Source organism: Pseudarthrobacter sp. PH31-O2 (assembly GCF_030063265.1).
Lineage (GTDB): Bacteria > Actinomycetota > Actinomycetes > Actinomycetales > Micrococcaceae > Arthrobacter.
In genome coordinates this window covers 154,470-177,823 of the sequence record NZ_JASIST010000001.1, presented here as the reverse complement: position 1 = coordinate 177,823, position 23,354 = coordinate 154,470, and the positions used below count along the sequence as shown (strand labels likewise).

General features: G+C 66.2%; 20 protein-coding genes and 1 tRNA gene. 8 read left to right on the top strand and 13 right to left on the bottom strand.

Going from position 1 to position 23,354, the window contains the following annotated elements; all coding sequences use genetic code 11:
- Position 1: 1 nt before the first annotated feature.
- The 10 genes from QMG72_RS00745 to argS all read right to left on the bottom strand — a co-directional run bounded on the left by QMG72_RS00745 (position 2) and on the right by argS (position 11,965).
- Positions 2–769: an L-threonylcarbamoyladenylate synthase gene (locus QMG72_RS00745; protein ID WP_253032431.1), complete on the bottom strand. Its 768-nt coding sequence runs from the start codon at positions 767–769 to the stop codon at positions 2–4.
- Positions 766–1,677 (bottom strand): peptide chain release factor N(5)-glutamine methyltransferase, encoded by a 912-nt coding sequence (gene prmC / locus QMG72_RS00740; RefSeq protein ID WP_283479717.1) that lies wholly within the window; start codon positions 1,675–1,677, stop codon positions 766–768. The genes QMG72_RS00745 and prmC overlap by 4 nt, the downstream gene beginning before the upstream one ends.
- 17 nt (positions 1,678–1,694) lie before the next feature.
- Positions 1,695–2,768 carry a peptide chain release factor 1 gene (prfA, locus tag QMG72_RS00735; RefSeq protein WP_226774449.1) on the bottom strand — a complete coding sequence of 358 codons (1,074 nt, stop codon included), beginning with the start codon at positions 2,766–2,768 and terminating at the stop codon, positions 1,695–1,697.
- Positions 2,769–2,873: 105 nt separating this feature from the next.
- Entirely contained in the window at positions 2,874–5,039 is a 2,166-nt protein-coding gene (rho, locus tag QMG72_RS00730) for a transcription termination factor Rho (RefSeq protein ID WP_283479337.1), read from the bottom strand.
- Between the two features lie 69 nt (positions 5,040–5,108).
- Complete coding sequence (locus QMG72_RS00725; protein ID WP_226774447.1) at positions 5,109–5,324, bottom strand: hypothetical protein; 216 nt, start codon at positions 5,322–5,324, stop codon at positions 5,109–5,111.
- Between the two features lie 40 nt (positions 5,325–5,364).
- Entirely contained in the window at positions 5,365–6,351 is a 987-nt protein-coding gene (gene thrB, locus QMG72_RS00720) for a homoserine kinase (RefSeq protein ID WP_226774446.1), read from the bottom strand.
- A gap of 2 nt (positions 6,352–6,353) precedes the next feature.
- Positions 6,354–7,460 (bottom strand): threonine synthase, encoded by a 1,107-nt coding sequence (gene thrC, locus QMG72_RS00715; RefSeq protein ID WP_283479335.1) that lies wholly within the window; start codon positions 7,458–7,460, stop codon positions 6,354–6,356.
- Entirely contained in the window at positions 7,461–8,807 is a 1,347-nt protein-coding gene (locus QMG72_RS00710) for a homoserine dehydrogenase (RefSeq protein WP_226774444.1), read from the bottom strand.
- On the bottom strand, positions 8,808–10,310 hold the full coding sequence (gene lysA, locus QMG72_RS00705; protein WP_283479333.1) for a diaminopimelate decarboxylase: 1,503 nt from the start codon (positions 10,308–10,310) through the stop codon (positions 8,808–8,810).
- 5 nt (positions 10,311–10,315) lie between these two features.
- Entirely contained in the window at positions 10,316–11,965 is a 1,650-nt protein-coding gene (gene argS / locus QMG72_RS00700) for an arginine--tRNA ligase (RefSeq protein ID WP_226774442.1), read from the bottom strand.
- A gap of 185 nt (positions 11,966–12,150) precedes the next feature.
- On the opposite strand from argS, the gene QMG72_RS00695 reads away from it, so the two are divergent.
- From QMG72_RS00695 to QMG72_RS00670, 6 genes are all read left to right on the top strand, one after another.
- Positions 12,151–12,588, top strand: a complete 438-nt coding sequence (locus QMG72_RS00695; RefSeq protein WP_226774441.1) for an FMN-binding protein — start codon at positions 12,151–12,153, stop codon at positions 12,586–12,588.
- A 36-nt stretch (positions 12,589–12,624) separates the two neighbouring features.
- Positions 12,625–13,497 (top strand): FAD:protein FMN transferase, encoded by an 873-nt coding sequence (locus QMG72_RS00690; RefSeq protein ID WP_226774440.1) that lies wholly within the window; start codon positions 12,625–12,627, stop codon positions 13,495–13,497.
- Positions 13,494–15,029 (top strand): ferredoxin--NADP reductase, encoded by a 1,536-nt coding sequence (locus tag QMG72_RS00685; RefSeq protein WP_282360431.1) that lies wholly within the window; start codon positions 13,494–13,496, stop codon positions 15,027–15,029. The genes QMG72_RS00690 and QMG72_RS00685 overlap by 4 nt, the downstream gene beginning before the upstream one ends.
- 78 nt (positions 15,030–15,107) lie before the next feature.
- Positions 15,108–15,180: transfer RNA gene (locus tag QMG72_RS00680), tRNA-Arg, on the top strand.
- A gap of 229 nt (positions 15,181–15,409) precedes the next feature.
- Positions 15,410–16,468: a M4 family metallopeptidase gene (locus QMG72_RS00675; RefSeq protein WP_283479332.1), complete on the top strand. Its 1,059-nt coding sequence runs from the start codon at positions 15,410–15,412 to the stop codon at positions 16,466–16,468.
- A gap of 108 nt (positions 16,469–16,576) precedes the next feature.
- The gene (locus QMG72_RS00670) at positions 16,577–16,888 is read left to right on the top strand and encodes a protealysin inhibitor emfourin (protein ID WP_283479331.1); all 312 of its coding nucleotides are present in this window, start codon (positions 16,577–16,579) and stop codon (positions 16,886–16,888) included.
- A 13-nt stretch (positions 16,889–16,901) separates the two neighbouring features.
- Here QMG72_RS00670 and QMG72_RS00665 read toward each other — a convergent pair whose 3' ends face one another.
- Positions 16,902–17,870 carry a GlxA family transcriptional regulator gene (locus QMG72_RS00665; protein ID WP_283479329.1) on the bottom strand — a complete coding sequence of 323 codons (969 nt, stop codon included), beginning with the start codon at positions 17,868–17,870 and terminating at the stop codon, positions 16,902–16,904.
- A gap of 81 nt (positions 17,871–17,951) precedes the next feature.
- On the opposite strand from QMG72_RS00665, the gene QMG72_RS00660 reads away from it, so the two are divergent.
- Positions 17,952–18,119, top strand: coding sequence for a hypothetical protein (locus QMG72_RS00660; RefSeq protein WP_283479328.1), 168 nt, complete (start codon positions 17,952–17,954; stop codon positions 18,117–18,119).
- Positions 18,120–18,177: 58 nt separating this feature from the next.
- Here the strand turns inward: QMG72_RS00660 and QMG72_RS00655 are convergent, their stop codons facing one another.
- Both QMG72_RS00655 and QMG72_RS17735 read right to left on the bottom strand, forming a co-directional pair.
- Positions 18,178–18,768: an SDR family NAD(P)-dependent oxidoreductase gene (locus QMG72_RS00655; protein WP_226774434.1), complete on the bottom strand. Its 591-nt coding sequence runs from the start codon at positions 18,766–18,768 to the stop codon at positions 18,178–18,180.
- Between the two features lie 218 nt (positions 18,769–18,986).
- Positions 18,987–19,169 (bottom strand): SDR family NAD(P)-dependent oxidoreductase, encoded by a 183-nt coding sequence (locus QMG72_RS17735; RefSeq protein WP_349358604.1) that lies wholly within the window; start codon positions 19,167–19,169, stop codon positions 18,987–18,989.
- 111 nt (positions 19,170–19,280) lie between these two features.
- Here QMG72_RS17735 and hrpA point away from each other — a divergent pair, with 111 nt between their 5' ends.
- Positions 19,281–23,309, top strand: coding sequence for an ATP-dependent RNA helicase HrpA (gene hrpA / locus QMG72_RS00645; protein WP_283479327.1), 4,029 nt, complete (start codon positions 19,281–19,283; stop codon positions 23,307–23,309).
- Positions 23,310–23,354 lie beyond the last annotated feature (45 nt).

The following is a 23,354-nucleotide window of genomic DNA, read 5'->3' as shown; positions in this document are numbered from 1 at the left end:
GTCAGTTCCTCGGAGAATCGTCGTCGGCGGCGGGTGTAGCGCTGTCCTCAGCGGTGCTGTGTGACGGGGTGGCAGTGGTGGTGTCCGGGGCATCAACGGCGGCCGGCTCCTCGCCGGCACCGAGCAATTCCGGCACAACCTCCCGGAGCCGCTCCAGGCTGATGGCACCCTGGCGTACCACCCGCAGCGGCACAGAGGTGGCATCAACAATGGTGGACGGCAGCGCATCGGTCCCCTCGACCGGCCGCGCGCCGCCCTCCAGATAGACCTCCACGGATTCCGCCAGCTGGGCTTCGGCCTCCACAGCGGTCTGGGCCGCCGGCTGTCCCGTGCGGTTCGCCGAGGACACTGCCAGCGGACCGGTCAGCGTCAGGAGGTCCTGGGCGAGGTCATCGGCCGGGATCCGGAGTGCGACGGTGCCTCTGGTGTCGCCGAGGTCCCAGTCAAGGGACGGCTGGGCATGCAGGATCAGGGTGAGAGCGCCGGGCCAGAATGCCTCTGCCAGGCGCCGGGCCTCGGCCGGAACGTCCGTCGCGAGGCCGTCGAGGGCATTGAGCCTGGGGATGAGCACCGGCGGCGGCATTTTGCGGCTGCGACCTTTCGATGCCAGCAACAAGGTCACCGCGAGGGGTGAGAACGCGTCGGCGGCGATCCCGTACACGGTGTCCGTCGGGAAGACCACACACTTGTGCTCCCGGATGGCCCGCTGGGCGTGTTCAAGTCCTGCGGCGCGCTGCTCGGCCGCCGTGCAATCGTAGCTAGTCGTCACTGGCCCATTCTTTCATCACTGGGTGAGTTGCCCCGGCCACCAGGCGGAAGCCGGTCGGCAAGGACGGCACTCGTGGCCCGGTCCCTGCCGTTGAGGTCACGATGTGTGGTAACGCGGGACCAACGTCCGGAGCGCTCCAGCATCGCGGCGATCCAGCCGGCCTGGACTTCGGCGTGCTCCATCACAAAATATCCCCCGGGGAGCAGGAGCCTGGCGGCGGAAGCCGCTGCCGCCGCCGGAAGCTCCATACCGTCCGCTCCCCCGCCGTAGAGTGCCTCGGGCGGGTCGTGCATCGCTACTTCGGGTTCGTTGGGGATCGCGCCGGCAGGAATGTAGGGCGGGTTCGAGACCACAACGTCGAAGGTGCCGTTGTGCCCGGGCAGCGCATCACGCAGATCACCACGGGTCAAGTGAACGCCGAGCGGCAGCAGATTCCTCGCAGCCCACGCGTGCGCGAACTCGCTGAATTCGACGGCGTGGACCTCGGCGCCGGGAATCTCGTGCGCGATCGACCCGGCGATGGCTCCCGACCCGGTGCCCAGATCGACCACCTTAGGATGGGCCTGTCCCTGCAGTCTGTCGATGACAAGCTGCACCACGGTTTCGGTTTCCGGCCTGGGAATAAACACTCCCGGCCCGACTGCCAGCTCCAGGTACCGGAAATGCGCAACGCCCGTGATGTGCTGCAGCGGAATACGCCGGGCCCGCTCGGCGATGAGCTCCTGATAGCCAACCGGTGCCGGGCTGTCACCGAGCATCAGCGCACGGAGCCGGCCGAGGCCAACGCCCAGCAGATGATCTGCGAGCAGTTCCGCGTCGGCTCGCGGACTCGGGACCCCCGCGGCGGCCAGCGCTGCGGTGGCCTCGCGGACGGCGTCCGCAAGGCTCAGGCCGGCTCCTTCTGGTATCACCACGCCGGGCCCGGCTAGTCGCCGATAGCGTCGAGGCGGGCCTGTTCGTCCATCTCGATGGCCGACTGGATGACCGGTTCCAGGTCGCCGTTCATAACCTGGTCCAAGTTGTACGCCTTGTATCCGGTGCGGTGGTCCGCTATCCGGTTTTCCGGGTAGTTGTACGTGCGGATTCGCTCCGAGCGGTCCATGGTGCGGATCTGTGATTTGCGCTGGGCAGAGTTTTCGGCATCAATCTGCTCCTGCTGGTGCGCCAGGATGCGGGCACGCAGGACACGCATGCCGGCTTCACGGTTCTGCAGCTGCGACTTTTCGTTTTGCATGGCCACCACAATGCCGGTGGGAAGGTGGGTGATCCGGACAGCGGAGTCGGTGGTGTTCACGGACTGGCCGCCGGGGCCGGACGAACGGTAGACGTCGATCTTGAGGTCGTTCTGGTTGATCTCAAGTTCTTCGGGTTCGTCCACTTCGGGAAGTACCAGCACACCGGCAGCGGAGGTGTGGATGCGCCCCTGGGATTCCGTCACGGGAACGCGCTGCACCCGGTGCACGCCGCCTTCGAACTTGAGCCGCGCATAGACACCTTCTGCCGGGTCGCTCGAGTTGCCCTTGATCGCCACCTGGACGTCCTTGTAGCCGCCCAGGTCGGATTCGTTGGCAGAAATCATCTCGGTCTTCCACCCCCGGGTTTCCGCGTACCGGGTGTACATCCGCAGCAGGTCGGCGGCAAAAAGGGCAGCCTCGTCGCCGCCTTCACCACCCTTGACCTCAAGGATCACATTGCGGGAATCGTCGGGGTCCCGCGGAATCAGGAGCCGGCGAAGCTTGGCCGCCGCCGTCTCCAGCCCGGCCTCCAGGACCGGAACCTCGGCAGCAAACTCCGGGTCTTCGTCCGCCATCTCTTTGGCAGCGGCAAGGTCATCCTCGATACCGTGCCAGGCGTGGTACGCCTCGACAATGCCGTTCAGCTGGGCCGAGCGCCGCCCCAGCTTTCGGGCAAGCTTCTGGTCAGCGTAGACAGCAGGATCCCCAAGCTGCGCCTGGATGGCATCATGCTCATCCAACAGGCCCTGTACGGACTCAAACATTTCAAAACCTCTTTCGACTTCTACAAGTCTAGTAATGCCGTGCGTTGGGTGGAACGACAAAGGGGCGGGGCCCGCAAATATGCGACGGCCCCGCCCCTGACTCAGCTACTTGTCGTTATCGGACTTCGCACCAAGCGTCGTCTTCTGCACCTGCATCAGGAACTCGACGTTGCTCTGGGTCTCCCGGATCTTGTTGGTCAGCAGTTCAAGGCTCTGCTGCGTTTCAAGTCCGGACAGGACCCGGCGCAGCTTCCACATGATCTTGACTTCCTCGGGCGAGAGCAGGTTTTCCTCACGGCGCGTGCCTGAGGCGTTGACATCCACCGCCGGGAAGATGCGCTTGTCCGCGAGCTGGCGGGACAGCCGCAGTTCCATGTTGCCGGTGCCCTTGAACTCTTCGAAGATGACCTCGTCCATCTTGGAACCGGTCTCGACGAGCGCGGTTGCCAGGATGGTCAGCGAGCCGCCGTTTTCGATGTTGCGGGCGGCACCGAAGAACCGCTTCGGCGGGTACAGCGCGGCGGAGTCGACGCCACCTGAGAGGATACGGCCGGAAGCCGGTGCCGCCAGGTTGTAGGCACGGCCCAAACGGGTCATCGAGTCCAGGAGGACCACAACGTCCATGCCCATTTCCACGAGGCGCTTGGCGCGCTCGATGGAGAGTTCGGCCACCGTGGTGTGGTCGTCGGCGGGGCGGTCGAAGGTCGAGGCGATGACCTCGCCCTTCACGGTGCGCTGCATGTCCGTGACTTCTTCGGGGCGCTCGTCAACAAGCACCATCATGAGGTGGACCTCAGGATTGTTGGTGGTGATGGCGTTGGCAATTGACTGCAGGATGAGCGTCTTGCCGGCCTTCGGCGGCGAGACGATCAGGCCGCGCTGGCCCTTGCCGATCGGGGCGACCAGGTCGATGACGCGGGGGCCGATCTTCTTGGGGTCCGTCTCCAGGCGCAGGCGCTCGGAGGGGTACAACGGGACCAGCTTCGCGAACTCAACGCGGTCCTTGAGTTCCTCAGGCGTCTTGCCGTTGACCGAGGTGACGCGGACCAGCGCGTTGAACTTTTGGCGGGCGGTCTGCTGCTGGTTCGTTTGCTGGGACTCGCCTTCGCGCGGTGCACGGATGGCCCCGACGACTGCGTCGCCCTTGCGCAGGTTGTACTTCTTGACCTGGGCTAGGGAGACATATACGTCGTTCGGGCCCGGCAGGTAACCGGAGGTGCGGATAAACGCGTAGTTCTCCAGTACGTCCAGGATGCCGGCGACCGGCAGCAGGACGTCGTCCTCGGTGACCTCGACGTCGTCGACGTCCGGGCCCTGGGCGCGTCCCCGACGCCGGTCATTGCGGTCGCGGAAACGGTCATTGCGCGCGTTGTTATCGCGGCTGTCCTGTCCGCCGGAACGGTCATTGCGGTCGTTGCGGTCACGCCGGTTCCGGCGGTTCCGCCGGCTGCCGCCATCGCTGTCGTCGTTGTCCCGGTTGTTATCGCGGTTGGCTGCGTTGTCCCGGCTACCGGCGTTATCGCGGTTGGCTGCGTTGTCCCGGTTGTTATCGCGGTTGCCCCCGTTATCGCGGCTGGCAGCAACCTCGTCGCGGCCGCCGCGGCTGCGGGTGTTCTCCCGGCGCTGGCCGTCTTCACTGCCCTGGTCTGCCTGGCGCTGCTCGGCGGGGGCCTCGACGACGGGTGCGGACTGGGCTGCAGCCTGCTCGGGTGCCTGGGCAGCAGCTTCGCCGCGGCGGCGGTTGCGGGTCCGCGGCTGGCGGGCACGGTCGGCGCCTTCCGAGGCAGCAACCGAGCCGGACTCGACGGCGTTGGATTCGGCAGCTGCCGGAGCCTCCGCTGCGGGAGCGGTCTGGGCGGGGGCCTCGGTGGCAGTAGCAGTGATGACGCCGTCGCTGCCGGCGCGGCGGCTGCGGCCACGTCCCCGGGCACGCGGATTTTCCTGGACCGGAGCCTCGGATTCGACGGCGGCAGCCGGAGCAGCGACCGGCGCCGCTGCCTGTGGGGCGCTGCCGTTGCCGTTCACCGTTTCAGCGCCGCGGGCCGGCGCCTTGGACACCGGGGTACCGGCGCGGTGAGCCGAAATTGCAGAGACAAGATCGCCCTTCCGCATCCGGGAACCGCCGGAAATCCCCAGCTGGCTGGCGAGAGCCTGCAACTGGGCGAGCTTGAGGCCTGCAAGGCCACTGCTCTTGGCGGGTGCGGCCGTTGACGATCCGGCAGCAGAAGATGATGTTTCCACAGCTGAAGACAGCTCAGTGGTTTCGGTCACGAAGGATCCTTCCCCCTCGACGGCGGCCAGGCTAGGAGCTGGACGCGATGATTTGATCTGGGCTGCAGTTCAGATTTGCAGCCGGGATTTCGGCCTTGCCGGATGGAAATTGGCCAGCACGGCCAGATACTGCATCGCCTGGCGCGTTCCAAAGAAATGAGAAACGGCGGGCTGACTCTTCAGGGGTGCAGGGATATTTTCTGCGGATTCCTGCGTCAGACCAAAAGCAGGCGGCACCGGGCAATATTTCGCAGTGAAAGATGAGAGAGGCAACAAGGCCAACATCGCGGTCTTTTGAACAGTAACTGAATTACCGCCTGCGTGATTACCGCCGGTGCACTTCCACTTTAGCACCTTCGACGTCCACAGCCAGCTTCATCACGCGCCAGCCGACGTCCGGCGTGTTGCCGGCCGTAAAAGCGTTGATGAACGCGACGGCAGCCTCTGCCTGCCGCACCCCATTGGCCAGGACCAGCACCGTGGGCCCGGCCCCGGACACGGCGGCCGCAAAGCCAGCCCGCCGCAAAGCCGCGATCAAGTCGGCGCTGGGCCGCATGGCCTCGGCACGATAGCTCTGGTGCAGGTAGTCCTCGGTGCCGGCAAGGAGGAACTCCGGTTTTTGCGTCAGCGCGTGGATCAGCAGGGCCGCACGTCCGGAATTCATCGCCGCGGCGTGGTGGCCCACCGAGGCCGGCAGCAGGGCACGCGCCGTCTCGGTGGATAGTTCAAAGTCCGGCACGGCGACCACCGGAACAACCGCCGCAGCGACGGCCGCGCACGTGCTGCTGTACTGGTCACTGTCCTGCCATGAGAGCGCCAGTCCGCCGAAAATTGCGGGTGCGACGTTGTCCGGGTGGCCTTCCATCTCACTGGTGAGCTGCAGGACCCAGTCCTTGCCCCGGCGCGATGCTTCGGGAACCAGCGCATTGGCGGCGGTGACGGCGGCGACCACGGCTGACGCTGAGGAGCCCAAACCGCGGCCGTGCGGGTTGACATTGTCTGCCGTGATCCGAAGCCCGCCGTGCCGGAACCCCAGGCGGTGCAGGGCCTCCGTGATTGCCTTCACCACCAGATGGCTGGCATCACGGGGCAGGGATTCCGCCCCTTCTCCGCTGAGCTCAAATTCCAGCTCGCCGCTGTCCAGGGTTTCCACCGACAGGGTGTCGAACAGGGACAGCGCCAAACCCAGGCTGTCGAAGCCGGGGCCAAGGTTCGCACTGGTGGCCGGCACCCGGACCGTCACGAGCTGCCCGGCCGGTATCTCCGGGGCGTCGGCGGCGGACTCTGCCGGGACGGTGAGGGTGGTTTCCACGGCTATTTTTCTTCCAGTCCGAGGGCTGTGGCTACGGTGACGACGTCGTTGGCGACCTTGACGGGCTGCACTTCGCTGCCGTCCTCCGCGCGGAGCGCCCACTGCGGATCCTTGAGGCCGTGGCCGGTTACGGTGATGACAATTGTCTTGCCAACCGGCACCTCGCCGGCGGTGTGCTTCTTGATCAGCCCGGCGACGCCCGCAGCCGAGCCGGGTTCCACAAATACACCCTCACGGGCGGAGAGCCAGCGGTGGGCTGCCAGAATTTCCGCATCGGACACGGCTTCGATCACGCCGCCGGACTCGTCGCGCGCCGCAATTGCACTGTCCCAGGAGGCGGGGTTGCCGATCCGGATGGCTGTCGCAATCGTGTCGGGCTCGGTGATCGGATGGCCCGCGACAAAGGGTGCCGCGCCGGCTGCCTGGAAGCCCCACATCACCGGGGTCCTGGTGGACACGGCGGCAAGTGTGCCGGCGGTGGTGGATTCAAACGGCGCGCAGTACTCTTTATAGCCCTTCCAATACGCGGTGATGTTGCCGGCGTTGCCCACCGGGAGCACATGGAAGTCGGGAGCGTCCCCGAGCCAGTCAACCACCTCGAACGCGCCGGTTTTCTGGCCCTGGATCCGGGCCGGGTTGACCGAATTGACCAGGAAAACCGGGTAGGACTCCCCCAGTTTGCGGGCGATGTCGAGGCAGTTGTCGAAGTTTCCGTCGACCTGCAACAGGGTTGCGCCGTGGGCGATCGCCTGGCTGAGCTTGCCCATGGAGATCTTGCCTTCCGGCACCAGCACAACGCATTTCAGCCCGGCCGCGGTCGCATAAGCGGCGGCGGACGCGGAGGTGTTGCCTGTGGAGGCACACACAACGGCCTTGGCGCCGGCGGCCACCGCGGCCGTTATGGCCATCGTCATGCCGCGGTCCTTAAACGAACCGGTTGGGTTCATGCCTTCGACCTTGAGGTAGACCTCGCAGCCGGTGAGCGCAGAAAGCTGCTGGGCGTAAACGAGCGGAGTGCCGCCCTCCCCCAGGGTAATCACCTCGGTTGCCTCGGTGACCGGAAGACGTTCAGCGTACTCGCGGATAACGCCGCGCCATTGGTGAGCCACTTAGACTCCTTCTACCCGAAGGACGGATGTAACGGAATTGATAACGTCCAGGCCCTTGGCGGCCTCGACGGTGGCCGCCAATGCGGCCTCGCTTGCGCGGTGGGTGACGATCCGGAGTTCCGCCGACTCGATGTTGGAATCAGCATCGCGATGAGTGGTCTGCCGCATGATTTCAATGGAGACGCCGTGGTCGGCGAAAAGCCGGGCGATCTTGGCCAGCACACCGGGCTGGTCCGCGACGTCCAGGCCGATGTAGTAGCTGGTGGCAGCGGCAGTGATGGGAAGCGCCGATACCTTCCCCGTGGTGGTCTCGGCCCTGCCCGGGCCGCCCAGGACGATGCTGCGGGCTGCCGAGACAAGGTCCCCCATAACTGCGGAGGCCGTGGGCTTGCCGCCGGCACCTTGCCCGTAGAACATCAGCTCGCCGGCGTTTTCGGCCTCGATAAAAACGGCGTTGAATGCACCGCGTACTGCTGCCAGCGGGTGTTCGCGCGGCAGCAGCGTCGGGTGGACCCGAACCGAGACACCGGTGGTTCCTGCGGCGTCGGTTTCCGTGCCGGTTTCCCCGCCTGCGGCCGTCAACTTTTCGGCGATCGCGAGCAGCTTGATGACAAAACCGGCGTCCTTCGCCGCGGCGATGTCGGCGGCGGTGACGGAGCTGATGCCCTCGCAGTACACATCATCGAGGGAAAACCTCGTGTGGAAGGACAGCGAAGCCAGGATCGCGGCCTTGGAGGCGGCGTCGTGGCCTTCAACGTCGGCGGTGGGGTCGGCCTCCGCATAGCCCAGGCGCTGGGCCTCGGCCAGGGCATCGGCGAATTGCGCCCCGGTCGAATCCATCTGGTCCAGGATGAAGTTGGTGGTGCCGTTAACGATGCCGAGCACGCGGGTGATCCGGTCGCCGGAAAGGCTGTCCCGGATCGGACGCAGGATGGGAATGGCGCCGGCGACGGCGGCCTCATAGGACAGCTGGACGCCGGCCTTATCCGCTTCCTCGTGAAGCGTCGGGCCGTCCTTGGCAACGAGTGCCTTGTTGCCGGTGACGACGCAAGCGCCGTTCCGCATGGCAGCCAGGATCAGGCTGCGCGCCGGCTCGATGCCGCCCATCAGCTCGATCACCAGGTCGGCGTCCTTAACCAGAGCGCCGGCGTCGGTGGTAAAGAGTTCCCGGGGAAGTTCAACATCCCGTGGTGCGTCGGTGTTGCGCACGGCAATACCAACGAGTTCCAGGCGGGCACCGGAACGCGAGGCCAGCATGTCGGCGTCGTCAAGGAGAATCCGCGCAACCTGGGCCCCAACATTGCCACAGCCCAGGAGGGCTACTTTCAGGGTTCGCAATTCAGTCATTCAGACTCCCATGTCGCGGTTCAGCAGATCTTCTTCGGTTTCCCCGCGGACAATGAGCCGGGCAGATCCGTCGCACACTGCGACAACGCCCGGCCGGGCCAGATAGTTGTAGTTGCTGGACAGGGCCCAGCAGTAGGCGCCGGTCCCCGGTACAGCGAGCAGATCACCGGCTGCCACGTCCTCGGGCAGGTATACATCTCTAACAACTATGTCGCCACTCTCGCAATGTTTGCCCACCACGCGGGACAGTTGCGGAGCCGCGGCGGTGGCGCGCGAGGCCAGGATTGCCGAGTAATCCGCGTCGTAAAGCACCGGGCGGGGGTTGTCGCTCATCCCGCCGTCCACCGACACATACCGTCGCGGGTACGTAACGTTTTTCCCTGAGTTTTCGCCCGGTGCACCGGAAACGTCGGTGCGGGCGGCCGGCGCATCCACCCGGACCGTCTTTAGGGTGCCTACTTCATACAAGGTGAAGGTGGTGCTGCCAACGATCGCACGGCCCGGTTCGATCGAAATCCTCGGGGCCGTAATGCCCAGCTGCTCGCATTTGGAACGGACGACGGCGGCCATCGCCTGCGCGATCTCGGCGGCCGGCCGCGGCGTATCCACAGGCGTGTACGCGATACCGTAGCCGCCGCCAAGGTCGAGCTCGGGCAGCACTATCGAGTACTTTTCCTGCATCGCGGCAAGGAAGTCGAGCAGCTTCTCCGCGGCAAGGGCAAATCCGTCCGGCTCGAAGATCTGCGAACCAATGTGGCAGTGCAGGCCCAGAAGTTCAATGCCCGGGTAGCCCGAAGCCGCAGCCACGGCTTCCTCGGCCGCGGACAGCCCGGCCTGTTCGGTGGAATCCCCGGCCATGGAAAGACCGAACTTCTGGTCCTCGTGGGCGGTGGCGATGAATTCGTGGGTGTGGGCGTGCACGCCCGGGGTCAGCCGCAGCATCACCTTCGCCGTTTCGCCGCGGGCGTCTGCGATCTTCGCTACGCGGTCCAGCTCGGCCAGGCTGTCGATGACGATCCGGCCCAGTTTCATGTCCAGGGCACGGTGGATCTCGGCGTCGGACTTGTTGTTGCCGTGCAGCGCGACGTCCGCGCCGGGGATCCCGGCGCGGGCCGCGACGGCGAGTTCGCCGCCGGAGGCCGTGTCCAAGCGCAGCCCCTCCTCCTCCACCCAGCGGACCACCGCGGTGCACAGGAAGGACTTGCCCGCGTAGTAGACGTCCACTCCCCCGCAGATGTCGGCGAAAGCGTTATTAAAAGCATCGGAAAAAGCCCTGGCCCGGGCCCGGAAGTCGCTCTCGCTCAACACAAACAGCGGAGTACCGAACTCGCGCTGCAGTTCGCTGACGGCCAGCCCGTCTATGGTCAGCTCCCCGCTGTTATTGCGGGCCACCCCGCCGGCCCACAACGGCTTGTGCAGGGCGTTGAGGTCCGCGGGGACGGCCAGCCAGTCCGGCGCGAGCGGGGAGGCCGCACCGGAGGTGATGGAAGGGTTGGTGGTCATAACGGTTACATCCGTTCCGGCGCCGAGACGCCCAGCAGTTCCAGTCCGTTGGCCAGCACCTGGCTGGTGGCGTCGTTGAGCCACAGCCGGGTGCGGTTAAGGTCGGTGATCGGTTCGTCGCCCTGGGGCGCCACACGGCAGGCGTCATACCACCGGTGGTAGGCGCCGGCGATGACTTCCAGGTGGCGCGCCACGCGGTGCGGCTCGCGCAGTTCAGCGGCCCTGGCCACAATCGAAGGGTAACTGCCGAGGTAGGAGAGCAGCTCATTTTCGGTGGCGTGTTCCAGCAGGGACGCCTCGAAAGCGCTGCGGTCCACTCCGGCGGCGACGGCATTGCGGGCCGTACCGCAGGACCGGGCGTGCGCGTACTGGACATAGAACACCGGGTTCTCGTTGCTGTGTTTCTTCAGCAGTTCCGGGTCCAGGGTCAGTGGTGAGTCAGCAGGGAAGCGCGCCAGCGAGTAACGGACCGCGTCCTTGCCCAGCCAGGAGATGAGGTCCTTGAGCTCGATGATGTTCCCGGCGCGTTTGGAGAGCTTGGCGCCGTTGACCGAGACCAACTGGCCGATCAGGACCTCGATGTTGACCTCCGGATCGTCCCCGGCAGCGGCAGCAATGGCCTTGAGCCGGTTGATGTAGCCGTGGTGGTCGGCACCGAGCAGGTAGATCTTCTCGGTGTAGCCGCGGTCCTTTTTGGACAGGTAATAAGCGGCGTCGGCGGCGAAGTAGGTGGGTTCGCCGTTCGCGCGGATCATCACGCGGTCCTTGTCATCACCGAAGTCGGTGGTGCGCAGCCAGACCGCGCCGCCGTCGTCGTAGACGTGTCCTTGTTCCCGGAGCCGCGCTACGGCGTCCCCAATGGCGCCGGCGTCGTGGAGTTCCTGTTCGGAAAAGTAGACATCGAAGTCGACCCCAAAATCGGCCAGGGTCCGCTGAATGTCCTGCAGCTGGGCCTTGTACGCCGCGCCCCGGATCACCGGCAGGGCGGCGACGTCGGTCAGCTCGCGGATGTCCGGATGGCGGGTCAGTACCTCATGGCCCAGATCCGCGATGTACTCGCCCGGGTAGCCGCCTTCGGGCACTCCGCGGCCGCGAAGCCGGGAAAGCACTGAATCGGCAAAGACGTTCATCTGCGAGCCGGCATCGTTGACGTAGTACTCGGCCGTGACATCGGCGCCGGAGGCCCGGAGGACGCGGGCGATTGCATCGCCCAGCGCGGCCCACCGGGTATGGCCGATATGAAGCGGGCCGGTGGGGTTCGCGGAAACGAATTCCATGTTGATCGTGTGGCCGGCGAGCGCGGTATTGGTGCCGTAACCGGCTCCAGCTTCGACGATGGCCTTGGCCAGGGCGCCGGCAGCGCCGGCATCCACGGTGATGTTCAGGAACCCCGGCCCGGCGATCTCGACGGCGGACACCCCGGCAATGGACGTCAGCCGGGCACTGAGCAGGGAAGCAAACTCCCTCGGGTTGGTGCCCGCGGCCTTGGCCAGCTGTAGGGCAATGTTGGTGGCCCAGTCGCCGTGGTCCCGGTTCTTCGGACGCTCAACGCGCACCTCATCCGGGACGTCGGATGCGGAAAGTCCGATTTCACCGGCGGCGACGGCGTCTTTCAGGCAGGCGGATATGGCGAGGGAGAGTTCTTCAGGGGTCACGGTTCCAGCCTACCGGGGCGGTGGTGTGACGGGAATTTGGCGACTGTTGGACCGGCCCGGATCGCGGGATGAACCACTACGCTGAAATATACGTTGTCATGGGGTAACGGCGGCGGGCGCCGATCAATGCACGCAGCCGTCCGTCACCACCGCCTCCAATCGTCGCTACAGAAATGAGCCGCCGTATGACCACCTCGTTCCGGAAAAGCGTCTTCGTTGGCATCGCCGGACTCTCCCTGGTGGGCTCCGCGGCGGGCTGCGCACCCGGACAGGCCGCCGGAACCGCCGCGACCGGGACCGCACCGTCCGCCGCGGCAGGCACCGCCGCCTACAGGGACGGCACGTACAGCGCCGACGGCAGCTATGTCTCGCCCAACGGCACCGAGACCGTCGGCGTGACACTGACACTGGCCGCCGGTGCAGTATCCGATGTCCAGATCACCCCCCACCCATCCAACCCCAACACCAAGAAGTTCCAGGGCGAATTCGCCAGTGGCATCAAGGCCCAGATTTCCGGCAAAAGGCTCGACGAGATCAAGGTCAGCAAAGTGGCGGGCTCCTCGCTGACCAGCGGCGGCTTCAACCAGGCTGTCGAGAAGATCAAGGCCGAGGCCGCGTCATGACCAGCAAGTCATAGCCAGCAGCCGGCAGGAGGAAACGTGGCGCATCCGGGCTGGACCGGTTTCCGTTTCGAAGGAATCGGTACCCGTTGGGAGATCTCAACACCCGCACCGCTTCCGGACGCGCTCCGCCGCCGGCTGCTCGCCACCCTCTCGGACTACGACAGCGCCTGGTCCCGGTTCCGGCCGGACTCCCTGATCTCTGCCGCGGCGAGGCGGCCGGGCCGCTACGTCCTGCCGGCCGAGGCAGCCACCCTGGGGCCGCTCTATCAGACGCTGTATACGCTCACCGGCGGTGCCATGACACCGCTCATCGGCGCCAGCCTCGAACAGCTCGGCTATAACGCCGGGTACTCCCTGCGCCCGGTCGGGGTGCCCTTGCCTGCCCCGGTTTGGGACGAGGTGCTGAACTGGCAGGGAAGGGTGTTGACCATCAGCGCCCCGGTGGTGATCGACGTCGGGGCCGCCGGCAAAGGCCAGCTGGCGGACCTGATGTCCGCAGTACTTCGCGACGCCGGGATCGAGGAACATTTCATCGATGCCGGCGGTGATTTGCTCAATGCCGGCGCCCTGGGTGTGGATGTGGGCCTTGAGCATCCTTATGATCCTGACCGGGCCATCGGCATCGTGCGTCTGGGATCCGGCGCACTTTGCGGGTCCGCTGCAAACCGGCGGGCCTGGGGCGACGGACTGCACCACGTGCTGGACGGAACCACCGGGGTGCCGGTGCGCACCGTCGTTGCCAGCTGGGCCATGGCTGCGACGGCCATGGTCGCCGATGCACTGGCAACTGCGCTGTTTTTCGTCGAGGGATCCCGTTTGCAGGAGACATTCGACGTCGCCTGGCTGACGGTCCACTCGGACGGCCACGCCGAGTACTCAGCCGATTTTGAAGGGGTGCTGTTCCCATGACCACCACAATCCCGACACCTCTCAGCTCACGGCTGGACGCAGCCCTGGGCCGATTTACGATGTACCGGCTGGTCCTGTGGGTCCTGGCCGTGCTGGCCGGCTACAGCCTGTTGCTCGATGTGCTCGGCTGGCTGACGTTCGGGCTCCCGGAGATGACCGCCCACCTGGTCCTCTGCCTGGGCTTGAGCTATGCCTCCAACCGGGGCCTCGCAGCAGTGTTCCATGTGCGGCCGCACTCCGAGTCGGCGCTGATTACCGGGCTGCTGCTGTACTTCCTGTTCTGGCCGACGCAGTTCTCGGCCGGGCTGCAGTACCTGGATCTGGCCGGTGTCGCCCTCGCCTGCGTGCTGGCCTCGGTATCTAAATACGCGCTGGCCTGGCGCGGCCGCCACCTTTTCAACCCGGCGGCGGCGGGGGCGTTCCTCACCGGGCTGACCGGACTCAACATCGCCACCTGGTGGGCCGCCACCCCGGCAATGCTCTGGCTGATGCTGCCCGGGGTCCTGCTGGTGCTCTACCGGGTCCGGAAGCTGCTGATGGCGTCCGTGTTCACGCTGGTTGCAGTGTCAGTTGCAGCCGTGGAACTGCTGCGCACCGGGATGCTGCCGGGCGAGGCGCTGTGGCAGACCCTGGCACAGCGCCCGGTGCTGTTCTTCGTCGGTTTTATGCTCACCGAGCCGCTCACCCTGCCGCCGCGGCGGTGGCAGCAGCTGGCGCTGGCCGCCGTCGTCGGGCTGCTGTTCGCCGTCCCGTACAACCTGGGCTTCGTGGCCAATTCCCCCGAACTGGCGCTGCTGGCAGGGAACGCCCTCGCTTTTGCCGCCGGCCAGCGCGGCCGTGTGCTGCTCCGCTTCCGGGGCTCGCGTCCGTTGACCCCGACGACGACGGAATTCAGCTTCCAGCCGGAGCGCCCGCTCCGCTTCACCCCGGGACAGTACATCGAACTGAACCTGCCGCATTCGAAGGCCGACCACAAAGGCCGGCGGCGGGTCTTCAGCCTGACCAATCCGCCGGACTCGACCGCGCTGACGATCGGGGTCGGGACGGGCGGTCAGCTCTCCACGGCAAAACAGTCGCTCCTGGCCCTGGAACCCGGCCAAGAACTGACGGCCACCAGCATCGGCGGCGACTTTGTGCTGCCGCGGGCGGCCGGAGCGCCGGTGCTGCTGATCGCGGCCGGTATCGGCATCACCCCGTATCTGGCCCAGCTCACCGGGGCTTCCGCCGGTGCGCGGGACGTGGTCCTGCTGTACCTCGCCGTGAGTGCCGCCGAACTCGCCTACGCCGATGAGCTCGAACGCACCGGCGTCCGGGTTATCGCCCGCCTGGCCGACGGGTCCGCCCCGCCGGCGTTTATGCAGGACGCGGGCGCCGTCCGGATCGATGGTGCCTCGCTGAAAGATCTTGTTCCCGACGTCGCGGACCGGGATGTCTACGTGTCGGGCTCGCCGGCGAGTGTCCGCTCACTCAGCGCCGCTGCCCGCCGGTCCGGGGCTCGGAGGATCCACGTGGACTCCTTCTCCGGCTACTGAGCGCGTCGATTTTCCCTTGGAGGCCCCCTTCCTGCTAAGCTCTAGGACGTCCCGCCGGTAACGGCAGGAACCCTGACTGCCCTCGTAGCTCAGGGGATAGAGCGTCTGCCTCCGGAGCAGAAGGTCGTTGGTTCGATTCCAATCGAGGGCACAAACAAGAACCCCGCCGTTTCATTGAAACGGCGGGGTTCTTTGCATCTCGACGCAACGGGCAGGCGGACGGGGCATTCAAGGCGCGCCATCCTGCCATTTGTCGGTGCCCGCTCGTAGGCTGGGTGCATCGGCAGCGGGGTCTCGGCCTGGTGGCTGGAGGCGGTGGCCTGCCCGGGTGCGGCCACCGCACCACTACCGGATCCCGCCGAAGCGCAAAGGGGTCTCACATGTACTGCACCATCGTTCCTCCGTATTTGCTCCGCCGCCTGGCAGCCCAGCACGGACCCGAACACTCCGCGGTAGCGCGTGCAGCCAAGGAAGCCCTGCTGCACGTCCCGGGGTTTCAGGCTTCCCGTGCCACACCCGGGCCAGGCAGCCATCCCGCCCTGCGCGAACTTAGGCCGTCCCCACCGGAACGGACAGTCTATGACGCCAAATCAGCCGAGCAACTCCCCGGCAGCATGGTCCGCAAGGAGGGTGAGCCAGCCGTCAACGACCCCGCAGCCAACGAGGCCTACGACGGTCTTGGCCACACCCACCGGCTCTACGCCGAGGCCTTCGGCCGGAACTCCATCGACGGCAATGGACTTCACCTTGATGCCACGGTGCACTATGGCCGCCTGTACGACAACGCCTTCTGGGACGGCCGGCAGATGGTGTTCGGCGACGGCGACGGCGAGGTTTTCGAGCGGTTCACAAAGTCCCTGAGTGTGATCGGCCACGAACTCGCCCATGGCGTCACGCAGTACTCGGCCGGCTTGGTTTACCGCAACCAGGCAGGCGCACTGAACGAATCGATGTCAGATGTCTTCGGCGCCCTGGTTGAGCAGTTTCTCGGGAAGCAGACGACGGCGGAGGCCAGCTGGCTGATCGGCGAGGGCCTCTTTACGGACAAGGTCCAGGGGGCCGCCCTGCGTTCCCTCAAAGACCCCGGCACTGCGTATGACGACGACGTTCTCGGCAAGGACCCGCAGCCGGGCTCGATGGAAGGCTATGTGCGCACCAGTGCCGACAACGGCGGCGTGCACATCAACTCCGGCATCCCCAACCGGGCGTTCTACCTCGTGGCGGCGGCGCTGGGCGGCAACGCCTGGGAGGCGCCGGGACGGATCTGGTACGAAACGCTGACGGGCGGCACCCTGGCTCCGGATGCCACCTTCGGCGCATTCGCCAAGGCCACTGCGGCCTCGGCCGGGGAGCTTTTCGGAGCGGAATCCAAAGAGCATGACGCCGTGCTCTCCGCGTGGGAAACTGTGAAGGTAAAGTTCACTGGCGTCCGGCGGTAGGACTTCCCGGTCCCGCTCCGGATCCCGTGAACGTCACCGCCCTAAAAATTCGAGGTCCATGCAAATGGCCGTCCTACCAAACCCGTTTTCGATTCAAGCCGGTGCCTAGTGAAGATTACTGTCCAGCGCAGCGGTGGCATTGCCGGCATAAAGCGGACGTGGACCGTGCAACCCGCGCCGCCGGAGGATACGGATCTCTGGCAACCGCTGATCGAGGCCTGCCCCTGGGACACGGTCCCGGCTGCGGCCCGGGGAGCCGCCGGGGGGCAGCCCGACCGGTTCCTGTACAACATCCGGGCCGGACAGCGGCGCGCCACCCTGCCGGAGAACGCCGTCACCGGACCGTGGCGGGACCTCGTGGAAACGGCCAAGGCTGCGGCGGAGCCAACGTCGGGCGGGGTGACCGCGCCGCTTCGATGACTCAGCGGGTCCGTTAGACAGCAGCCGACAGGTGTCCGCGGAAAGTACGGCGGTAGGACTGCGGGCTGGTGTCAAGCACCTTGGCGAAGTGGTGCCGCAACAGCACCGAATGGCCGAAACCTGAGGCGCGGGCGATCTCGTCAATTGTGAGGTCAGTGGTCTCCAACAGCTCCTGGGCGCGGAGTACACGCTGGGAATTGAGCCAGGCAGCAGGGGTGGCGCCCGTTTCGGAACGAAACCGACGGGCAAACGTCCGGGGTGACATATGGACGCGGGCGGCAAGTTCATTGACCGGATGCTCCTCCCCCAGATGGCGGAGCATCCATTGCAGCAATTCCTCCATGGGCGCGGAGCCGCAGGCCGGTATTGGCCGGTCGATGAATTGGACCTGGCCCCCGTCCCGGTGCGGCGGCACCACCATGTCCCGGGCGATGGCCGCTGCGACGGCGGCCCCAAATTCCACCCGGACCAAATGCAGGCAGGCGTCGATACCTGCGGCCGTGCCGGCACTCGTGATGATTCGGCCGTCTTCGACGTAAAGGACGTCCTCGTCGACCAAAACTGCAGGGTACTGTCCGGCGAGCTCCCGGGAAAAGTGCCAGTGGGTGGTGCAGCGGCGGCCGTCCAGCAGTCCAGCCCGGGCCAGCGCAAAAGCCCCGGAACAGATGGACATCACCCAGGCACCGCGGGCGTGCGCGGCACGGAGCGCCTCAAGGACGGGCTCGGGAAGGTCCCCGTCCCGGTCGTAGGGGGTCATGATCACGAGGTCCGCGTCCGCCGCGGCGTCGAGCCCGAAATCTATCCGCATGGACAGTCCTGACTTCATCGGGACATCGCCGGGTACCGGAGTGCAGACCCGAAAATCAAAAACCGGCACGCCGGTTCCGCGCTCCGAGCGATCGACGCCAAACACTTCGAAGGCCGTCGCGAATTCGAAGATTGAAAAGCGCGGCACCACGATCATCGCCACTGAGTTGATCATCAAGCAAGCATGGCAGAAATTATGTCTTTATGGGCATTTCTGCCACTTTGTTTGACCCCCGGACCGGCGAACCATGGAGCTATGGAACTCGTCGGAATCACCGTCGTTATCCTAACCGTCGTTGGCATCGGCGCCACGGTCTCCGCACTGCGCAGGGACGGGCCGGGCCACAACCCGCCGGTCCGTTCGGACGACTACCGGTCCGCACCGGACCTGCCCAGCGTCAGCCATACCCTCCGGATCTTCTGAGCCGGGCGAAAGGAGGCACCGCGGCCGGTCCACGGACCGGCAATGGGGCCTCCTTTTATTAGCTCCGGCCGCCGTGGGCGGCTACGGAGAGTGGTTGCCATTCGTTCCAGGCAGCCAGCCGCGCTTCATAATCGGCCGTCACGATCCCCAGCGGCGCCTCGCCGAAGAAGATGCGCAACGGGGGCGCCTCAGAGTCGACCAGCGTCAGGATGGCATCCCTCGTAGCCACGGGATCTCCCGGCGTTCCGCGGCGGCTGGGCCGATTGGCGGCCTGCTCCCGCACCGCGTCGTAGGCCGGCAGGGCGTTGGAGTGGCGCGCCGAGCTGCCGCCCCAATCCGTGGCGAAGCCGCCTGGCTCGATCAATGTCACTTTGATGCCGAAGCCTTCCACTTCCTGCGCGAGCGACTGGCTCAGACCCTCCAGCGCCCACTTGGAGGCGTGGTAGATGCCCACCGTGGGGAATGCCGAGACGCCGCCTACGGAGGACACCTGCAGGATGTGGCCGCTGCCCTGGCTCCGCAGGAACGGCAACGCAGCCTGGGTTACCCACAGCGCACCAAAAAGATTCGTCTCGATCTGGTCCCGGGCCTCTGACTCGCTAAGTTCCTCAACCGTCCCGAACTGGCCGTAGCCGGCGTTATTGACCACAACGTCGAGCCGGCCGAAGTGCTGCTGTGCCTTGGACCTGGTGCACTGCTGCGACCGGACCGTAGATGGAGAATTCCACCGGGCCCACAAGGTCCGCCGGGGTCGTCTCAAGCACCGGTCGCATAAAGTCTTTTTGCGGCAGCGGACTGTACTGCAGGACCTCAATCGGGCCGAGTGCCTCGGTGGCGCGTTCCAGTGCCGTGGTGATCGATTCGGGATTACGGACATCTGCTGCGAAGCCCCTGGGCTTCGATGCCGTCGCCGGCCAGCTCCGCGGCCAGGGCATCAACGTTTCCCTGGTGACGGGAAATCAGCGCGACAGCGAAGCCTTCCGCGCCAAAACGCCGCGCGACCGCCTTGCCGAGTCCGGAACCCGCTCCAATGATTGCGATAGTAGTCATAGTGAGGCCAAGACCATCAGGTACCGACATATTCCTCAGTATGCTTAGTTTCTTCGTGCGGACGGCACTGGCGGCGCTGGCCCGAGAGTTCCCAGTAGACTGTCTGAAGCCATGACTTTTCATATTTCCTACCCCGCCGAGCTGCCCGTTTCCGAGCGCCGCGAGGACCTGATGGCGGCCATTGCGGCCAACCAGGTGACCATCATTGCCGGCGAGACCGGCTCAGGTAAGACGACCCAGATTCCCAAGATGTGCCTGGAGCTGGGCCTGGGCGAGAACGGCCTGATCGGTCACACCCAGCCGCGGCGGCTCGCGGCCCGCACCGTGGCCGAACGCATCGCAGAGGAACTCGGCGTGGAGATCGGCCAGGAGGTCGGCTTCCAGGTCCGGTTCACGGGCGAGGTTGGCCGCAACACCAAGGTCAAGCTTATGACCGACGGCATTCTGCTGGCGGAGATCCGGCGCGACAAGCTGCTGCGGAAATACAACGCCATCATTATCGATGAAGCCCACGAGCGCAGCCTGAACATCGACTTCATCCTCGGCTACCTCAAGCGGATCCTGCCGCAGCGGCCGGATCTGAAGATCATCATCACCTCGGCCACCATCGACCCGCAGCGCTTCGCAAAGCACTTCGGCAGCGAGGACGTACCGGCGCCGATCATCGAGGTCTCCGGTCGGACGTTCCCGGTCGAAATCCGCTACCGGCCGCTCTTCCAGCCGGCCGGCGGAGCCACCGGCGATGACGCGGACACGGCCTCCGACGATGAACTGGAGGAGGACCGTGACCCGTTGGACGCCGTCTGCGACGCCGTCGACGAACTCGCGCAGGAAGCCCCCGGCGACATCCTCATCTTTTTCTCCGGCGAGCGTGAAATCCGCGACGCCGCCGAGGCCCTCAACGGCAGGATCCAGTCCAACCGGAAGCTCGCCGGAACCGAGGTGCTCCCGCTCTTCGCCCGGCTGAGCCTGCAGGAACAGCACAAGGTCTTCCACCCCGGGGCCAAGCGCCGGATTGTGCTGGCCACCAACGTCGCTGAGACCTCCCTGACCGTCCCCGGCATCAAATACGTCATCGACACCGGCACCGCCCGCATCTCCCGCTATTCGCACCGCACCAAGGTCCAGCGCCTGCCGATCGAGCGGGTATCCCAAGCCTCGGCAAACCAGCGTTCGGGGCGCTGCGGCCGTGTCTCGGACGGCATTGCCATCCGGCTGTACTCGGCGGAGGACTTTCAGTCCCGCCCGCCGTTCACCGATCCGGAAATCCTGCGCACCAACCTCGCCGCGGTCATCCTGCAGATGACCGCTATGGGAGTCGCCCGCGGGCCGAAGGATGTCGAAAACTTCCCGTTTGTGGAGCCGCCGGACTCCCGCGCCATCAACGACGGCGTCGCCCTCCTGCGCGAGCTCGGTGCCCTGAGCACAGCACGTGCGCCGGAGGAGACGGGTGAGCGCGCGGGCCGCCGGCCGCCGGCCCGTGCCGACGGGAGTAGCGGCGGGGCCCTGACCGCCGTCGGGCAGCAGCTTGCCCAGCTGCCCGTGGACCCGAGGCTCGGCCGGATGATCGTCGAGTCCGGCAAGCGCGGCTGCGTCCGCGAGGTCATGATCCTTGCCGCGGCCCTCACCATCCAGGATCCGCGCGAGCGCCCGACCGACAAGCAGCAGCTCGCTGCGGAGAAACACGCGCGGTTCCGGGATGAGAACTCGGACTTCACCGGGTTCCTGAATCTCTGGAACTATCTCCAGGAAAAGCAGCAGGAGCTCTCCTCCACCGCGTTCCGCCGGCTCTGCCGTGCCGAGTTCATCAACTACCTGCGTGTCCGCGAGTGGCAGGACCTCTTCGCCCAACTCCGCCAGCTGGCCCGGCCGCTCGGCATCAGCCTGGACAACAAGCGCCTCGCCGATCCGGTGGGCAACCATGAGGGCATCCACATCAGCCTGCTCTCGGGCCTGCTGAGCCATGTTGGCATCCTTGACGAGCGCAAGCGCGAATACGCAGGCGCCCGCGGCAGCCGCTTCGCGATTTTCCCGGGATCGGCCTTGTTCAAGAAGTCCCCCACCTTCGTGATGGCCGCTGAGCTTGTGGAGACGAGCAGGCTGTGGGCGCGGGTGGCCGCGAAGTTCGATCCCCTCTGGGTAGAGCAGGTAGCGCCGGACCTGGTCAAGCGCAGCTACAGCGAGCCGCACTGGTCCAAAAAGATGGGTTCGGTGATGGCCCATGAAAAGGTCACGCTGTACGGCGTGCCCATCATCCCGAGCCGCCGGATCAACTACGGCAAGGTGGACCCCGAGCTCTGCCGGGAGCTGTTCATCCGCCATGCCCTCGTCGAGGGTGACTGGCAGACCCACCACAAGTTCTTCCACCGCAACCGGGCCCTGCTGCACGAGGTCGAGGAGCTGGAGGCACGGATGCGGCGCCGGGACATCCTGGTGGACGACGAGACGCTCTTCGAGTTCTACGACGCCCGGATCGGCAAGGACGTTGTCTCCGAGCGGCACTTCGACAAGTGGTGGAAGGACGCGCGGCAGCAGGACCCGGCGCTGCTCGATTTCGACCAGGCGTTGCTGATCAGTGAGGACGCAGATGCCCTGGATGACTCGGCCTACCCGAAGACCCTGCTGCACAAGGGCTTTGAGCTGCCGCTGAGCTACGAGTTCCATCCCGTCGCCCCCGGGTCGCCGCCCAACCCGTCCGACGGCGTCACCGCCGAGGTGCCCGTGCTGTTCCTGAACCAGCTGGACGACGCGGCGTTCCGCTGGCTCATTCCGGGCCAGCGCGTGGAGCTGGTCACCGCCCTGATCAAGTCGCTGCCCAAGCAGGTGCGTAAGAACTTCGTGCCGGCACCGGACGTCGCCCGGCAGGCCGTCGCAGCCCTCGAGGCGGACTTCGATCCGGCCGCCGACGAGCTGGAGGCCTCCCTCGAGCTGGTCCTGCGCCGGATCCGCGGCCAGGTCATCCCGCCGCATTCCTGGAGCTGGGACGCTGTTCCCCCGCACCTGCGTGTCAGCTTCCGAGTGGTGGATTCCGGCGGAAAGATACTTGAGGAAGGCAAGGACCTTTCAGTGCTGCAGGATCGGCTGGCACCGGCTACCCGCCGCGCCATCGCGGAGTCGCTGGGCGCCACGCCCGCAACAACGGCGCCGCGGTCCGGCATTATGGGCCACGGCACGTCCAAGAACTCGGTGGCCCGCACCGGGGCAGCGCAGGCTGCCGGCACGGCGTCTACAACTGCGGCCTCCGGGGAGGCCGCAGCCTCGACCGGTTTCGCCGAGAAGGCGGCACTGACCTCCTGGTCCTTCGGAACAGTGCAGCGCGAGGTCCGGGGCACCGTGAAGGGCCACACCGTCACCGGCTACCCTGCGCTCGTGGATGAGGGAGCGTCGGTGGCGCTCCGGCTTTTCCAGACCAGCTCCGAACAAGAGCAGGCCATGCGCGGCGGCGTCATCCGCCTGCTCGCACTGAGGGTGCCGCCGCCGGACCGCTACGTCCTGGAACACCTGAACAACGCGGAAAAGCTGACGTTCAGCCAGAACCCGCACGGCTCCGTGACGGCATTGATTGCCGACTGCGCCCTCGCCGCCATCGACAAGCTCACCCCTGCCGCTCTGCCGTGGGACGAAGGATCGTTCAACGCCCTGTACGAGAAAGTCCGGGCGGACCTCATCGATACGGTCTTTACGGTTACCGCCGTCGTGGAGCGCATTCTGGCCAGCACCCGGCGGATCGAGCGGGCGCTCAAAGACACAACGAGCCTGGCCCTGATCAGCGCACTCAACGACATCAAGAGCCAGCTGGAGCAGCTTGTGTTTCCCGGTTTTGTGGCACGCACCGGCTACAGCCAGCTCAGCCAGCTGCCGCGCTACCTCGCGGCGATCGAGAAGCGCCTCGAGAAACTCCCAACGAACGTCGCGCGGGACGCCCAGCACATGGCCGCCGTCCAGGCACTGGAGGACGACTACGACGACGCCGCGTCGGCACTGCTGCCGGGCAGGCGGGCCGGGACCGAGTTAACCCAGGTCCGCTGGATGATCGAGGAGCTCCGGGTGAGCCTCTTCGCCGTCGAGCTGGGGACAGCCTATTCCGTCTCGGAAAAGCGGATCCGCGCTGTGCTCAACAAGGCGCTGGCACCTGCCTGACGCCCCGTTAGGGCCGTCAGGCCGGTGCCAGCGGCTCCGAGCGGC